At 37.2% G+C, this 14,808-nt stretch carries 16 protein-coding genes, 1 tRNA gene, 1 other RNA gene and 1 other annotated feature; of the genes, 14 read left to right on the top strand and 4 right to left on the bottom strand.

Annotated features, from left to right (window positions below; all coding sequences use genetic code 11):
- Positions 1–75 precede the first annotated feature (75 nt).
- The gene (locus tag FS802_RS30455; protein WP_098708274.1) at positions 76–1,077 is read right to left on the bottom strand and encodes a YaaC family protein; all 1,002 of its coding nucleotides are present in this window, start codon (positions 1,075–1,077) and stop codon (positions 76–78) included.
- A gap of 115 nt (positions 1,078–1,192) precedes the next feature.
- Here FS802_RS30455 and guaB point away from each other — a divergent pair, with 115 nt between their 5' ends.
- From guaB to FS802_RS30420, 7 genes are all read left to right on the top strand, one after another.
- Positions 1,193–2,656 carry an IMP dehydrogenase gene (gene guaB / locus FS802_RS30450; protein WP_000264076.1) on the top strand — a complete coding sequence of 488 codons (1,464 nt, stop codon included), beginning with the start codon at positions 1,193–1,195 and terminating at the stop codon, positions 2,654–2,656.
- 113 nt (positions 2,657–2,769) lie between these two features.
- Positions 2,770–4,077: a D-alanyl-D-alanine carboxypeptidase DacA gene (gene dacA, locus FS802_RS30445; protein ID WP_141546058.1), complete on the top strand. Its 1,308-nt coding sequence runs from the start codon at positions 2,770–2,772 to the stop codon at positions 4,075–4,077.
- A 161-nt stretch (positions 4,078–4,238) separates the two neighbouring features.
- A complete protein-coding gene (gene pdxS / locus FS802_RS30440; protein WP_000186157.1) occupies positions 4,239–5,126 on the top strand; it encodes a pyridoxal 5'-phosphate synthase lyase subunit PdxS in 888 nt (295 codons plus the stop codon).
- 18 nt (positions 5,127–5,144) lie between these two features.
- Positions 5,145–5,735: a pyridoxal 5'-phosphate synthase glutaminase subunit PdxT gene (pdxT, locus tag FS802_RS30435; protein ID WP_000238773.1), complete on the top strand. Its 591-nt coding sequence runs from the start codon at positions 5,145–5,147 to the stop codon at positions 5,733–5,735.
- 54 nt (positions 5,736–5,789) lie between these two features.
- Positions 5,790–6,011, top strand: a binding site (T-box leader).
- A gap of 50 nt (positions 6,012–6,061) precedes the next feature.
- Positions 6,062–7,336: a serine--tRNA ligase gene (gene serS / locus FS802_RS30430; protein ID WP_098720860.1), complete on the top strand. Its 1,275-nt coding sequence runs from the start codon at positions 6,062–6,064 to the stop codon at positions 7,334–7,336.
- A gap of 154 nt (positions 7,337–7,490) precedes the next feature.
- Positions 7,491–7,583: transfer RNA gene (locus FS802_RS30425), tRNA-Ser, on the top strand.
- 166 nt (positions 7,584–7,749) lie between these two features.
- The gene (locus tag FS802_RS30420; protein WP_000364198.1) at positions 7,750–8,142 is read left to right on the top strand and encodes a sigma factor-like helix-turn-helix DNA-binding protein; all 393 of its coding nucleotides are present in this window, start codon (positions 7,750–7,752) and stop codon (positions 8,140–8,142) included.
- Positions 8,143–8,177: 35 nt separating this feature from the next.
- Here FS802_RS30420 and FS802_RS30415 read toward each other — a convergent pair whose 3' ends face one another.
- The 3 genes from FS802_RS30415 to FS802_RS30405 all read right to left on the bottom strand — a co-directional run bounded on the left by FS802_RS30415 (position 8,178) and on the right by FS802_RS30405 (position 10,149).
- On the bottom strand, positions 8,178–8,846 hold the full coding sequence (locus tag FS802_RS30415) for a deoxynucleoside kinase (protein ID WP_001053583.1): 669 nt from the start codon (positions 8,844–8,846) through the stop codon (positions 8,178–8,180).
- Positions 8,847–8,848: 2 nt separating this feature from the next.
- Positions 8,849–9,484, bottom strand: coding sequence for a deoxynucleoside kinase (locus tag FS802_RS30410; protein ID WP_000148208.1), 636 nt, complete (start codon positions 9,482–9,484; stop codon positions 8,849–8,851).
- A 125-nt stretch (positions 9,485–9,609) separates the two neighbouring features.
- A complete protein-coding gene (locus FS802_RS30405; protein ID WP_000798744.1) occupies positions 9,610–10,149 on the bottom strand; it encodes a cysteine hydrolase family protein in 540 nt (179 codons plus the stop codon).
- A gap of 107 nt (positions 10,150–10,256) precedes the next feature.
- Between FS802_RS30405 and tadA the strand changes: the two genes are divergently transcribed.
- The 7 genes from tadA to FS802_RS30365 all read left to right on the top strand — a co-directional run bounded on the left by tadA (position 10,257) and on the right by FS802_RS30365 (position 14,607).
- Positions 10,257–10,757 (top strand): tRNA adenosine(34) deaminase TadA, encoded by a 501-nt coding sequence (gene tadA, locus FS802_RS30395; RefSeq protein ID WP_002108901.1) that lies wholly within the window; start codon positions 10,257–10,259, stop codon positions 10,755–10,757.
- 80 nt (positions 10,758–10,837) lie between these two features.
- An RNA gene (ffs, locus tag FS802_RS30390) (signal recognition particle sRNA large type) lies at positions 10,838–11,102 on the top strand.
- A gap of 132 nt (positions 11,103–11,234) precedes the next feature.
- On the top strand, positions 11,235–12,923 hold the full coding sequence (gene dnaX / locus FS802_RS30385) for a DNA polymerase III subunit gamma/tau (RefSeq protein ID WP_000121580.1): 1,689 nt from the start codon (positions 11,235–11,237) through the stop codon (positions 12,921–12,923).
- A 25-nt stretch (positions 12,924–12,948) separates the two neighbouring features.
- Complete coding sequence (locus tag FS802_RS30380) at positions 12,949–13,275, top strand: YbaB/EbfC family nucleoid-associated protein (protein WP_170930109.1); 327 nt, start codon at positions 12,949–12,951, stop codon at positions 13,273–13,275.
- A gap of 14 nt (positions 13,276–13,289) precedes the next feature.
- Complete coding sequence (gene recR, locus FS802_RS30375) at positions 13,290–13,886, top strand: recombination protein RecR (RefSeq protein ID WP_000559169.1); 597 nt, start codon at positions 13,290–13,292, stop codon at positions 13,884–13,886.
- A 14-nt stretch (positions 13,887–13,900) separates the two neighbouring features.
- Complete coding sequence (locus tag FS802_RS30370; protein ID WP_000466020.1) at positions 13,901–14,122, top strand: YaaL family protein; 222 nt, start codon at positions 13,901–13,903, stop codon at positions 14,120–14,122.
- 215 nt (positions 14,123–14,337) lie between these two features.
- Entirely contained in the window at positions 14,338–14,607 is a 270-nt protein-coding gene (locus tag FS802_RS30365; protein WP_001089260.1) for a pro-sigmaK processing inhibitor BofA family protein, read from the top strand.
- Positions 14,608–14,808 lie beyond the last annotated feature (201 nt).

Genomic DNA, 14,808 nt, shown 5'->3' with positions numbered 1-14,808 from the left:
GTTGGGACCTTGTCCCTGTGAGAGTAGGACGTCGCCAAGCAATTAAAAACACAAGTCTTTTGACTTGTGTTTTTTTTATTTCCCATGAAATAGGCTCGGTTCTGTTAGTAAAAAAGACGAAATATAGTAAGGGATTTTTTGAGCAGAAATAGTAAGGAATTGATAAATAAATGGATAATCTTCAGAGCCATAGCTCCCAAGTAAATCATACCACCAATCTGTTTCGTATCTAGAAATCATACTTAAATTGTAGAGCAATAAATAATGAACAAGAAGTTCAGGTAATACTGGTTTAGGATTTCTCGGGTCAATTGGAATTGGTAAGTAATAAGTATCAGCAAGATATTCGTAGTATAAAGGCGTACTATATATAGGGTTCCACGACTGGATAGGAGCTGTAAAAAGCAGATTCGATCCGCTCGTTTTCCCGGAGACATGTTGTATGGATAAATGCTTACAAGTTGATTCAATGTAACGTGAAAATCTTTCTGTAGTCATATGAAGTCGATCTAGTATGTTGGCCGAAAAGGAAAGTTCATTTGTATTTGTTGAATCGATTTTATATAAAGTGCCACCTTTTTGACTATAGCGAAATAAATTTTGTAATTCAGGAATATTTCCCATTAAATCTAGCATGTTAAATTTCTCTGCTTCTAAGTGTTTCATGTGAAACAGCTGTTCTGCAACATGAGTAAATAATCCGTTTTTTTGTACCTTCACCTCATCTTCTAAAAATTGATACCCCTGTTTTTTTCGTTTGCGAGTTGTAACACCATGAGCTAAAACAGTAGTGGATTCTGGATAGTTAGGATCAATAGTTAGTAAGCAGGCTTTAAAAAGTTGGCTCATTCCATAAAACAATAACATTGGCTGAATCGAAAAGGGGGCTACCTTATATAATTCATAATAATTTTTCCCGTGTTCTAAGTAATAAATAAAGGGATAACAATTTTCGAAACTTTTTTTTTCAGCATCTTTTATGGAGGATTTTTCATAGCAACGGGCAAGATAACGCTGTACATTTTGAGCTGAAAAGAAGAAACTTAGTTGCTGCCAAGTGCAATGTATTTGATGCATATATTACGCTCCTTTTATTGTCTAAAAATTCTAACATATATATACGTCCTTGACAGTATTTTAACCAATTGATAAGCTACTAATAATAATTTCTGGTATCATGGGGGGAACAATTATGTGGGAATCTAAATTTGTTAAAGAAGGTTTGACTTTTGATGACGTATTACTTGTACCAGCAAAGTCAGATGTACTACCAAGAGAAGTAAGTGTTAAAACAGTTTTATCTGAAAGCTTACAGTTAAATATCCCGTTAATTAGTGCAGGAATGGATACAGTAACAGAAGCTGATATGGCTATTGCAATGGCTCGTCAAGGCGGTTTAGGAATTATTCATAAAAACATGTCTATCGAACAACAAGCGGAGCAAGTTGATAAAGTAAAACGTTCTGAAAGTGGCGTTATTTCAGATCCTTTCTTTTTAACTCCAGAACATCAAGTATATGATGCAGAGCATCTTATGGGAAAATACCGTATCTCAGGTGTACCGGTTGTAAATAATTTAGACGAGCGAAAATTAGTTGGTATTATTACAAACCGTGATATGCGTTTTATCCAAGACTACTCAATCAAAATTTCCGACGTAATGACAAAAGAAAAGCTAATTACAGCTCCAGTTGGTACAACGCTGGAAGAAGCTGAAAAGATCCTACAAAAGTACAAAATTGAAAAACTCCCTCTTGTTGATAATAACGGTGTATTACAAGGGCTTATTACAATAAAAGATATTGAAAAAGTAATTGAATTCCCAAATTCTGCGAAGGATAAGCAAGGACGCTTATTAGTTGGGGCAGCGGTTGGTGTAACGGCTGATGCTATGCTTCGTATCGACGCATTAGTAAAAGCTAGCGTAGATGCAATCGTACTTGATACAGCTCATGGACATTCTCAAGGTGTTATTGATAAAGTAAAAGAAGTTCGTGCGAAATATCCATCACTAAATATTATCGCTGGAAATGTTGCTACTGCTGAAGCAACGAAAGCTTTAATTGAAGCAGGTGCAAACGTAGTTAAAGTTGGTATTGGACCAGGCTCTATCTGTACGACACGCGTTGTAGCTGGCGTGGGTGTACCACAATTAACAGCAGTTTATGATTGTGCAACAGAAGCTCGTAAACACGGTATTCCAGTTATTGCTGATGGTGGTGTTAAGTACTCTGGTGACATGGTAAAAGCTTTAGCAGCAGGAGCACACGTTGTTATGCTAGGTAGTATGTTTGCTGGTGTTGCTGAAAGCCCTGGAGAAACTGAAATTTACCAAGGTCGTCAATTTAAAGTATATCGTGGTATGGGTTCTGTCGGAGCGATGGAAAAAGGAAGTAAAGACCGTTACTTCCAAGAAGGAAATAAAAAACTTGTTCCAGAAGGTATTGAAGGTCGAGTACCATATAAAGGACCTTTAGCAGATACAGTTCATCAATTAGTTGGTGGATTACGTGCCGGTATGGGATATTGCGGAGCGCAGAATTTAGAATTCTTACGTGAGAATGCACAATTCATTCGTATGTCAGGTGCTGGTTTACGTGAAAGCCACCCTCATCACGTACAAATTACAAAAGAGGCTCCAAACTACTCATTATAATGTCTGATATACAAATAGACGGAGATTTGATATCTCTGTCTATTTTTTTTTGATTATGTTAGAATAACGGTTATGTGAGTACATAGATATTGGGGGTAACAGACGTGAAAGGTATGTTTTGCAAAAGATTCATTGCTTTAGTAACAGTGCTTACACTAGCTTGTAGCATCTTTATACCATATAGCAATGCATCAGCTGAAACAGGAGCTGCTTTAAACATTGAAGCAGGTGCGGCAATTTTAGTTGAAGCGAATTCTGGGAAAATTGTATATCAAAAGAATGCAGATGAATTATTATCCATTGCTAGTATGACAAAGATGATGAGTGAATATTTAGTTCACGAAGCAGTGGACAAAGGAAAGCTTAAGTGGGATCAAAGAGTTAAGGTTTCTGAATATGCATATAAGGTTTCACAAGATGCTTCATTATCAAATGTTGCATTAGAAAATGGTGGCTCTTATACAGTAAAAGAGCTATACGAGGCAATGGCAATCTTTTCTGCAAATGGTGCAACAATTGCATTAGCAGAAGCAATTGCAGGTAAAGAAGTAGACTTCGTAAAAATGATGAATGATAAATCGAAAGAACTAGGGTTGAAAAATTATAAATTTGTTAATTCTACTGGTTTGACGAATAAAGATTTAAAGGGAATGCATCCTGAAGGAACAACAGCGGATGAAGAAAATAAAATGTCTGCAAAGGATGTAGCAACTTTAGCACAACATTTAATTAAAGATTATCCAAAAGTGTTAGATACAGCAAAAATCCCGAAAAAAGAATTTCGTCCAGAAAAAGAGAAGTTTGCAATGTCGAACTGGAACTGGATGTTAAAGGGCTTAGTGAAAGAATATGATGGCGTAGATGGCCTGAAAACAGGCTCGACTCCAGAAGCAGGGGATTGCTTCACTGGTACGGTTGAAAGAAACGGAATGCGTTTTATTTCTGTAGTTATTAAAACAAGTTCTCATACAGCACGTTTTGATGAAACAAAGAAGCTATATGATTATGGATTTGCTAACTTTGAAATGAAGCAAATATATAAAAAAGATTCTTCAGTAAAAGGACAAGAAACAGTACGAGTAGAAAATGCTAAAGATAAAGATGTAGCAGTTCAAACAAAACAAGCTGTTTCACTTCCAGTGCCAAAAGGAAGTAAAGATGTTTATAAAACAGAATTAAAAGAAGCAAATAAGGGACAAGAAGCACCTATTAAAAAGGGAGCTGCACTTGGCCAAATGGTAATCACACCAAAAGATGCGAATGATCCTGGATTTTTATCTGGTAAGTCATTACAAGTAGATCTTGTAACAACGTCTGCAGTAGAGGAAGCGAATTGGTTTACTCGCTCTATGCGCGGAATTGGTTCTTTCTTTAGTGGTATATGGAATAGTGCTGTTGATACAGTAAAAGGTTGGTTTTAAAAGCTCCTCATTGTAGGGGCTTTTTCTTATTCCTATTTTTCATACCGACTTTATGAAAAAGTAGTAGACAAGCATCTGATGGTTAGTGGTAGAATGTAAGAGTATTCTTAATTTTCGCCTTTAACGGGGAAAAGCAATTCACCTAGGGGGGTTTTTGTAACATGACAAATGTAACAGGGACAGAACGTGTAAAACGTGGAATGGCAGAAATGCAAAAAGGCGGCGTTATTATGGACGTAATTAACGCTGAACAAGCAAAAATTGCAGAAGAGGCAGGCGCAGTTGCCGTTATGGCACTAGAGCGTGTACCAGCAGATATTCGTGCAGCAGGTGGCGTTTCTCGTATGGCAGACCCAACAATCGTTGAGGAAGTTATGGGTGCGGTGTCAATTCCGGTTATGGCAAAATGCCGTATCGGTCACCTTGTAGAAGCACGTGTATTAGAATCATTAGGGGTAGACTATATCGATGAGAGTGAAGTGTTAACTCCTGCCGATGAAGTATACCATTTAAATAAACGTGATTACACAGTTCCATTTGTATGTGGTTGCCGTGATATCGGAGAAGCTGCACGTCGTATTGCAGAAGGTGCATCTATGCTTCGTACAAAAGGTGAACCAGGAACAGGAAACATTGTAGAGGCAGTGCGTCATATGCGCCAAGTCAATGCAGAAATCCGTCAAGTTGCAAGTCTACGTGAAGATGAGTTAATGACATATGCAAAAAATACTGGTGCTCCTTATGAAGTACTACTTGAAATTAAACGCCTTGGTCGTTTGCCAGTTGTAAACTTCGCAGCAGGTGGTGTAGCAACACCAGCAGATGCAGCGTTAATGATGCAACTTGGTGCGGATGGTGTATTCGTAGGATCTGGTATCTTCAAATCAGAAAATCCAGAGAAATTTGCACGCGCAATCGTTGAAGCTACGACTCATTATGAGGATTACGAACTAATTGCAAGCCTTTCTAAAGGATTAGGTAATGCAATGAAAGGTATCGAAATTTCAACGTTATTACCAGAACAACGCATGCAAGAGCGTGGATGGTAATTGAAGGAGAACTTTAAAATGGTGAAAATCGGTGTACTAGGTCTTCAAGGTGCAGTTCGTGAGCATATAAAATCAGTTGAAGCAAGTGGTGCAGAAGCTGTTGTTGTAAAGCGTATAGAGCAACTTGAAGAGATTGATGGTCTTATTTTACCAGGCGGTGAAAGTACAACAATGCGCCGTCTTATTGATAAGTATGCTTTCATGGAACCACTTCGTACATTCGCGAAGTCTGGTAAACCAATGTTTGGTACATGTGCAGGTATGATTCTTCTTGCAAAAACACTTATTGGCTATGAAGAAGCACATATTGGTGCTATGGATATTACAGTAGAACGCAATGCGTTCGGACGCCAAAAAGATAGCTTTGAAGTCGCACTTTCAATTAAAGGTGTAGGAGAAGAATTTATTGGTGTATTTATCCGTGCTCCCTATGTTGTAAATGTAGCTGATGATGTTGAAGTACTTTCTACACATGGTGACCGAATGGTAGCAGTAAAACAAAATCAGTTTTTAGCTGCTTCATTCCATCCGGAATTAACGGATGATCATCGTGTCACAGCATACTTTGTAGAAATGGTAAAAGAAGCGAAAATGAAAAAAGTTGTCTAAGTAACTTGCAACTTGTATAAGATTATAGTAAATTGATGGTAACAATTTTATAAAATAAGCGTGTTGATAGGAAGTAGTAACAAATGCCGTTTCTTATAGAGAGTCGATGGTTGGTGGAAATCGATAGAAACAGTTTGTGAATCCATCCTGGAATGGAATGTGGAATATCTTTATGATTAGTAAACATTCCCGGTGAAGAGCCGTTATTTCTACTTGAGAGGAAGGCGGTAATGCTTTCAACTAGGGTGGCAACGCGGGTTAACTCCCGTCCCTTTATATAGGGACGGGAGTTTTTGTGTTTTATAAAATAAAAGGAGGAGTATATAATGCTTGATATTAAATTTTTACGTACAAATTTTGAAGAAGTAAAAGCAAAGTTACAGCATAGAGGCGAAGATTTAACTGATTTTGGTCGCTTTGAAGAGCTGGATACGAGAAGAAGAGAATTACTTGTTCAAACAGAGGAACTAAAAAGTAAACGTAACGAAGTATCTCAAAAAATTTCTGTATTGAAGCGCGAAAAGAAAGATGCAGAAGCTCTAATTCTAGAAATGCGTGAAGTTGGAGAAAAAGTAAAAGATCTTGATAATGAACTTCGTACAGTTGAAGAAGATTTAGAAAGATTAATGTTATCTATTCCGAATATTCCTCATGAATCTGCTCCAGTTGGTGAAACAGAAGATGATAATGTAGTAGCACGTACTTGGGGAGAAGTGAAAGAATTTGCTTATGAACCAAAACCACATTGGGATCTTGCTACAGATTTAGGAATTTTAGATTTTGAGCGTGCTGGGAAAGTAACAGGAAGCCGCTTCGTATTCTATAAAGGTGCTGGCGCGAGATTAGAGCGTGCTTTAATTAGCTTTATGCTGGATCTTCATACTGACGAGCATGGATACGAAGAAGTATTACCTCCATATATGGTAAACCGTGCAAGTATGACAGGAACAGGACAACTTCCGAAATTTGAAGAAGATGCATTCCGTATTGAAAGTGAAGATTACTTCTTAATTCCAACAGCTGAAGTACCTGTAACGAACATGCATCGTGATGAAATCTTAAATAAAGATCAATTGCCTATACGATATGCTGCATTTAGCTCTTGTTTCCGTTCTGAAGCAGGTTCAGCTGGTCGTGATACACGTGGCTTAATTCGTCAGCATCAGTTCAATAAAGTAGAGCTTGTAAAGTTCGTAAAACCAGAAGATTCTTATGAAGAGTTAGAAAAACTAACAAATGATGCAGAACGCGTGTTACAATTATTAGAGTTGCCATATCGCGTTATGAGCATGTGCACAGGCGATTTAGGATTTACAGCAGCGAAGAAATACGATATCGAAGTATGGATTCCAAGCTATGGCACATATCGTGAGATTTCTTCTTGTAGTAATTTTGAGGCTTTCCAAGCGAGACGTGCAAATATCCGTTTCCGTCGTGAGCCAAACGGAAAACCAGAACATGTTCATACATTAAATGGATCTGGTCTTGCAATTGGCCGTACGGTTGCAGCTATTTTAGAGAACTACCAACAAGAAGATGGTACAATTATAATTCCAGAAGTTCTTCGCCCTTATATGGGAGGAAAAGCAGTTATTAAGTAAATGTAAACATTCATCGGTATGAGTGATTGGTAATTATGAGTATTGTCAGTACTGAAATGTAGGAGGGGAAAGGTAAATTTCCCCTTTCCTCATAATTTATTTTAGTAGGGTTGACTAACTGTTTTTCTTTTGATATTATATTTGATGTCAATATGGAGGTATACCCAAGTCTGGCTGAAGGGATCGGTCTTGAAAACCGACAGGCGGCGAGAGTCGCGCGGGGGTTCGAATCCCTCTACCTCCTCCAGATATAATTGACAACAGCGCATATAAGTGGAGATTGGAGAACTCGTTACCAACACGTAACGAGTTTTTATTTTAAAACCAATCATAAAGTATGGTGTAGGGCGATTTTCTCCTTATTACACACTCATATTCCGATGATTATCTTCATAGATATGAAAGGAGTCAACATGGATCTTATTATACAAACGTTTCCTTTAGATGGAAAAACTTTATATTATGTACAATGTCCTGTCTGTAAGAACAATAGAATTTTAAACAGTGGTGCAAATGTGTCACGCATTATAAGCGATGATACATTCCGTAAACTTTGTGGTTGCACTTGTGATGTAAAGCAAACTGCGACAAAAGTAGAGGCGCCAAAAAAAGTTGAAAAAGCAGCTGTAAAGAAAGAAGCAGCTCCAAAACGTACAGGTAAAGTATTAACAGCAGTGATTAACGGGAAAGAAATGACTGTTAAAGAGATTGCTGAAACATACGATATTAGTACAAGTACTGTTCGTCAGCGTATTAACGCTGGAAAACCTGAGAGTGAAATTATTGCTCCGACAAAAAAGAAGTAATTTAATAGAAAAACCCGTGCGTATGCACGGGTTTTTTATTTTACAAGTTTACGTGTTTGTTTTAAAAAATGGCCAATTTTTTTAATGATTGGTTCAATTGAATCGCCATCTTTTAAAATATCGTATTCATTAATGTTTAATCGTAAAACAGGGCATGCATTAAAGTTATTAATCCAGTTTTCGTAACGGCCATGCATCTCTTTCCAATACTCAATTGGTGTTTGTTGTTCCATCGGACGTCCGCGTTCTTGGATACGATCAACAATATCATCGAAAGAGCCTTCTAAGTAAATTAATAAATCTGGATGAGGGAAGTAAGGAGTCATGACCATAGCGTCAAATAAACCTTTGTATGTTTCATAATCAGTCTCCGTCATTGTACCTTTTTCATGATGCATCTTTGCAAAAATTCCAGTGTCTTCATAGATAGAGCGATCTTGAACAAAACCGCCACCGTATTCAAAAATTCTTTTTTGTTCTTTAAATCGTTCTGCTAAAAAGTACACTTGCAAGTGGAAGCTCCAGCGTGTGAAATCAGCATAGAATTTGTCCAAATACGGGTTCGAATCTACCTTTTCAAATGATGTGCGATAACCTAAAGCGTTAGCTAATGCAGTTGTCATAGTTGATTTTCCGACACCTACTGTTCCAGCAATAGTGATTACTGCGTCATTTGGTATATCATATTTTTGCCTTAAATTCATTGTTATTTCGACTCCTTTAAGAGAGTATTTTGAAGGGCGGATAGGATGACGTTTAAATCATCAGGATTTTTTACAAAATCCATATCGTCTCCGTTAAATTTTAATACTGGGATATCTGGATGATCCTTTTTAAAAGTCTCCATTGCTGTTTCGTAATCTTTTGTGAGCTGTAGTAAGTAATTTGGATCCATGTTTTTTTCGAATTCTCTTCCGCGCATCGCAATTCGTGTTTGTAATGTTTCCAAGCTAGCTGTTAAATAAACGATAACGTTTGGTACAGGCATATCTTGTGTAAGGATACGATAGATTTGCATGTACTTGTCGTATTGTGAATTCTTTAATGTACGGGATGCGAAAATTAAATTTTTAAATATATGATAATCCGCTACTACTGGCTTCCTTTGATTCAAATACTTTATGTTAATATCTTCTAATTGTTTGTATCTATTACAAAGAAAGAACATCTCTGTTTGAAAACTCCATTCGTCGATGTCTTCATAGAATTTTCCTAAAAAAGGATTCTCATCAACAATCTCTTTTAGTAAGTGGAGTTGCATGTGAGTTGAAATTGCCTTCGCAAGTGAGGTTTTTCCAACACCAATTGGTCCTTCAACCGTGATAAATGGTACTCCGGTCACGCTGTTTCCTCCTTTCAATCAGTGATTTACCGTGACTACTAAAAACACAAAACAGAATCATTGTAGCACAAGAGGGAAGCGAGCGGGTTAATTTGATATAAAAAGTTAGAAAATAGATATATGTATTAATTAATTTTTATTTGAGATGACGGTACTATATTTGCTTTTAATGTGGCTTCCATTATTTTTAAAGCATGTAGATTATCCTGATCATGATTAGAGGCAATACAGTCCTGTGGTACATACAGTGTATAATTTCTCATATGAGCATCGTTAGCTGTAAAGAGGATACATATATTCCCGGCGACTCCTGTCAATATTAGATTTTCTATTTTTAAATAGCCTAATAAAGAATTTAAAGGTGTTTCATAAAAAGCAGAGTAATGTGGTTTAATAAAAATGTAATCATCAGTATTTGGGGCAATCTTATGAATGATATTTTCACTATACTCATTTGTACAATGAGTAATTAGTTGGTCAATATCAGATCTCCAAAGTTGATAATGGTCATTAACATAAATTATGGGATAACCAAAGGATTTCATTGTTTTCTTTAATCGTAAAATAGGATTTGTTATAATTTCGCATTTTTTGGCTAAGGTGGGCCCGTGTGAAAATTGAAAATCATTAATCATATCGATAATGAGTAAGGCAGTATTCTTCATATGTAATCCCCTCTCTTTTTTATTAGGGTGGATTGAACTTGTAAAAGTTATCCCATGTGTAGTAAATGGAAATAAGTGTACTTTATTTGTAATGAAAGGACTATGGTATGGAACACGATCAAGATATTTATTTTATGCAGTTAGCAATAGAAGAGGCTAAAAAAGCAGAGGCAATACAAGAAGTACCGATTGGCGCAGTTATAGTGTTAGATGGTGAGGTAATTAGTGTTGCTCATAATTTAAGAGAAACTGAACAAAGATCAATAGCTCACGCTGAATTGTTAGCTATTGATGAGGCGTGCAAAAAATTAGGGACATGGCGTTTAGAAGATGCGACGTTATATGTAACATTAGAGCCTTGTCCGATGTGTGCGGGTGGAATTGTTTTATCACGAGTGAAGCGAGTTGTATATGGTGCAAGTGATCCGAAAGGTGGATGTGCAGGGACGTTGATGAATCTTTTAACGGATGAACGCTTTAATCATCAATGCGAGGTAGTTGCTGGTGTATTAGAAGAAGAATGCGGTACTTTGTTAACAAACTTTTTTAGAGAGCTTCGTAAAAAAAGAAAAGCAATAAAAAAATTAGAGAAAAGTAACGAGAATTAACGTATTTGCATTTTATAAAAAAACAAGTTATACTGATAATGCCTTTTAATGAAGGCAACCGAATATTGGTTTTAACTTTGCCGTGCTAAGCGGGGAGGTAGCGGTGCCCTATACTCGCAATCCGCTCTAGCGAGGCCGAATCCCTTCTCGAGGTTATGCTGCTGTAAGGTCTGCCTTAAGTAAGTGGTGTTGACGTTTGGGTCCTGCGCAACGGGACCCCGTGAACCTTGTCAGGTCCGGAAGGAAGCAGCAATAAGCGGGTCTTCTCGTGTGCCGCAGGAGTGCCTGAACCGAGCTAACTGCTTGAGTAACGCTTATGGTACGTAATCGACAGAAGGTGCACGGCAGTTATATATGTATACAAAACTCACCTTAATACTAAGGTGGGTTTTTTGTATAGAAAATAACTTTTGGAATCTATAAACAGAATGGGTTATAATAAATGAGATAATAACCTTTGAGGGAGGCCGTATTTTCGTGTCATACCAAGCGTTATACCGAACATGGAGACCGCAAAAATTTGAAGATGTAGTTGGTCAAAAGCACGTGACAAAAACGTTGCAAAATGCCCTTCTTCAAGAGAAAGTTTCACATGCTTATTTATTTTCTGGGCCGAGGGGAACAGGAAAAACGACAATTGCAAAAGTATTTGCAAAAGCAATCAACTGTGAACATGCTCCGGTAGCTGAACCTTGTAATGAATGTCCGTCTTGTTTGGGGATTACACAAGGATCTATTTCAGATGTATTAGAAATTGATGCGGCTTCAAATAACGGTGTAGATGAAATTCGAGATATTAGAGATAAAGTAAAATATGCTCCAAGTGCTGTAGAATATAAAGTATACATTATTGATGAAGTCCACATGCTTTCCATGGGTGCCTTTAATGCGCTTTTAAAAACGTTAGAAGAGCCGCCAGGACACGTCATCTTTATTTTGGCGACAACAGAACCGCATAAGATTCCGCCTACAATCATTTCACGTTGCCAGCGTTTTGAATTTCGGAAAATATCAGTAAATGATATTGTTGAGAGATTATCGACGGTTGTGACGAATGAAGGTACGCAAGTAGAAGATGAGGCGTTACAAATTGTTGCACGTGCCGCTGAAGGTGGTATGCGTGATGCGCTTAGTCTTATTGATCAGGCAATATCTTATAGTGATGAGACAGTTACGACAGAAGATGTATTAGCTGTGACAGGTTCTGTTTCCCAGCAATACTTAGGTAACTTAGTAGAATGTATACGTGAAAATGATGTATCAAGGGCATTACGTATCATAGATGAGATGATGGGTAAAGGGAAAGATCCAGTTCGTTTTATGGAGGATTTCATTTACTATTATCGCGATATGCTTTTATATCAAACTTCACCACAACTGGAACATATGTTGGAACGAGTAATGGTAGATGAGCAATTCCGGATGTTAAGTGAAGAAATGCAACCGGAAGTAATCTATGAAATCATTCATACTCTTAGTAAGGGACAACAGGAAATGAAGTGGACAAATCATCCGCGAATTTTCTTAGAAGTTGTTATGGTACAACTGTGTCAACAGTTTATGATGCAAGCAAACGGTGCAGATCGTTTACAAGCAATTATGAACAGGATGCAGCAATTGGAGAAAGAGTTAGAACAAGTCAAAAAGAATGGTGTACCGGCTGGTGTGCAGCAAGAAGTCAGAGAGACACGTGCAACACCAAAGCCAGTGCGGACAGGTAGTATGAAGATTCCTGTCGGACGCGTAAATGAAGTGTTAAAACAAGCAAAGCGCCAGGATTTAGAACAATTAAAAGCTGTGTGGGGTGAGTTGTTAGGAAGACTCAAAGCATACAACAAAGTAGCGTTTGCTGTTTTATTAGAAAATAGCGAACCGGTGGCGGCTTCGGATGATACTTACGTTTTAGCGTTTCAATATGAGATTCACTGTAAAATGGCAAGCGAAAATCGAGAAGCTATGGATACAGTGGAACAAGCCTTATTTGAATTGCTAAGTAAAAGATTAAATATGATTGCCATTCCAAAAAGCGAATGGGGTAAAATCCGTGAAGATTTTTTACAGCGTGAAGGCGGGGATTCTGAAGAAAGCCCAGAGAAAAAAGAAGATCCTCTTATAGAAGAGGCCGTAAAATTAGTAGGACAAGAACTTATTGAAATAAAAGAGTAATAATAATTAGGAGGAATTAATTATGATGCGTGGCGGAATGGGAAATATGAATAATATGATGAAACAAATGCAAAAGATGCAAAAAGATATGGCAAAAGCGCAAGAAGAGCTTGGCGAAAAAACAGTTGAAGGTACAGCTGGCGGCGGTATGATTACAGTTATTGCAAATGGTCATAAGCAAATTCTTGAAGTGAAAGTTAAAGAAGAAGTTGTAGATCCAGAAGATATCGAAATGTTACAAGACTTAGTGCTAGCTGCAACAAATGATGCACTTAAAAAAGCTGATGAACTTTCAAACTCTACAATGGGTAAATTTACAAAAGGCTTGAACTTACCAGGTGGAATGTTCTAGGAGGATACTGATATATGCATTATCCAGAACCGATATCGAAATTAATTGATAGTTTTATGAAGTTGCCAGGAATCGGACCGAAAACAGCGGTTCGATTGGCATTTTTCGTATTAGATATGAAAGAAGATGATGTGTTAGGTTTTGCAAAAGCACTTGTGAATGCGAAGCGAGATTTAGCGTATTGTTCTGTATGTGGACATATTACTGACCGCGATCCTTGTTATATTTGTAATGATTCGCATCGAGATCAGTCGGTTGTTTGTGTTGTACAGGAACCAAAAGATGTAATCGCAATGGAAAAGATGAAAGAATATCAAGGTGTATATCATGTGTTACGTGGTGCGATTTCTCCAATGGAGGGAATTGGACCGGAAGACATTAATATCCCGCAACTTTTAAAGCGACTACACGATGAAACGGTACAAGAAGTGATACTAGCAACAAACCCTAATATTGAAGGGGAAGCTACAGCGATGTATATATCCCGCCTCTTAAAGCCGACAGGTATTAAAGTAACTCGTATTGCACATGGTCTGCCAGTTGGTGGAGACTTAGAATATGCAGATGAAGTAACACTGTCGAAAGCGTTAGAAGGTCGTAGAGAAGTATAAGAGGAGAAACAAAAATGTTCTTTCAAAAAAAGGGTAAATTGCGTAAAGAGTATGATGATAAGCTAATTGTACTATTAGAAAAAGTGAAGAATGAATGGTTACGTCAGAAGAGAATGGTTGAACAAAGTGTAGAACCATCTCAAGATGTACTTTGTTCTTTGAAAATAGCAGAGGCGAAATATTTCTTCTTGTTAAAAGAAGCAAAACGTCGTCCTGTAAAAATGGAACAATGGTAAAAGGTTCTGCTGAAAAAGCAGAACCTTTTATTTTATTCGTTAAACATTGCGTGGTTACTTCGTTTGGAAAGAGTGAGGAATTGTTTTATATGAAGAAAGTGTCGTCGAATAAAAGTTAATGAGATGAAGCGACTGGAGTAGTATGATAAATGTTCTTTTTTATCGCCTTGTCCCATACAAATAAATGTGTATAGGTCATTCACAAGGAGGAAAAAATGAATTCTACAATTATTATTGTTGGTATTCTTGCTCTAGTTTTTATTTTTCTTGTTTTTGGAGTTTCTTCTAAGCCGTTACGTTTTATAGGAAAAGCGCTCTTTCATGTTACTTTGGGAATAGCATTACTCTTTATCGTAAACGTTGTAGGAACATATTTTGATTTTCATATTCCAATTAACTTGGGTACAGCAACAATCACAAGTCTATTAGGTCTACCTGGTGTTGCTGCATTAGTGGTTATTAAGCTTTATATCATGCCAAGATAAAATTATTTTGGCATTTTTTTAAAAAGTGTTGACGAACAAATGATTAATATGGTAAATTAATAAGCGTCGTCAGGAACGAAAGAAAAAAGTTGTTGACAGATTTAACGCGAAATGTTAAATTATAAAAGTCGCTGAAACGCGATGTTGAACTTTGAAAACTAAACGAAACAAACAACGTGAAACGTCAATTTTTATTTTTAG

The organism is Bacillus sp. DE0042 (genome assembly GCF_007680225.1).
Lineage (GTDB): Bacteria > Bacillota > Bacilli > Bacillales > Bacillaceae_G > Bacillus_A > Bacillus_A wiedmannii.
The sequence above is the reverse complement of the archived record's forward strand: the minus strand, read 5'-3'. Positions and strand labels throughout refer to the sequence as shown.

Excerpts from the sequence above, each read along its gene's own strand:
- FS802_RS30455 (WP_098708274.1), bottom strand. The coding sequence starts at position 1,077 with ATGCATCAAATACATTGCACTTGGCAGCAACTAAGTTTCTTCTTTTCA.
- guaB (WP_000264076.1), top strand. The coding sequence starts at position 1,193 with ATGTGGGAATCTAAATTTGTTAAAGAAGGTTTGACTTTTGATGACGTA.
- dacA (WP_141546058.1), top strand. The coding sequence starts at position 2,770 with ATGTTTTGCAAAAGATTCATTGCTTTAGTAACAGTGCTTACACTAGCT.
- pdxS (WP_000186157.1), top strand. The coding sequence starts at position 4,239 with ATGACAAATGTAACAGGGACAGAACGTGTAAAACGTGGAATGGCAGAA.
- pdxT (WP_000238773.1), top strand. The coding sequence starts at position 5,145 with ATGGTGAAAATCGGTGTACTAGGTCTTCAAGGTGCAGTTCGTGAGCAT.
- serS (WP_098720860.1), top strand. The coding sequence starts at position 6,062 with ATGCTTGATATTAAATTTTTACGTACAAATTTTGAAGAAGTAAAAGCA.
- FS802_RS30420 (WP_000364198.1), top strand. The coding sequence starts at position 7,750 with ATGGATCTTATTATACAAACGTTTCCTTTAGATGGAAAAACTTTATAT.
- FS802_RS30415 (WP_001053583.1), bottom strand. The coding sequence starts at position 8,846 with ATGAATTTAAGGCAAAAATATGATATACCAAATGACGCAGTAATCACT.
- FS802_RS30405 (WP_000798744.1), bottom strand. The coding sequence starts at position 10,149 with ATGAAGAATACTGCCTTACTCATTATCGATATGATTAATGATTTTCAA.
- tadA (WP_002108901.1), top strand. The coding sequence starts at position 10,257 with ATGGAACACGATCAAGATATTTATTTTATGCAGTTAGCAATAGAAGAG.
- FS802_RS30380 (WP_170930109.1), top strand. The coding sequence starts at position 12,949 with ATGCGTGGCGGAATGGGAAATATGAATAATATGATGAAACAAATGCAA.
- recR (WP_000559169.1), top strand. The coding sequence starts at position 13,290 with ATGCATTATCCAGAACCGATATCGAAATTAATTGATAGTTTTATGAAG.
- FS802_RS30370 (WP_000466020.1), top strand. The coding sequence starts at position 13,901 with ATGTTCTTTCAAAAAAAGGGTAAATTGCGTAAAGAGTATGATGATAAG.
- FS802_RS30365 (WP_001089260.1), top strand. The coding sequence starts at position 14,338 with ATGAATTCTACAATTATTATTGTTGGTATTCTTGCTCTAGTTTTTATT.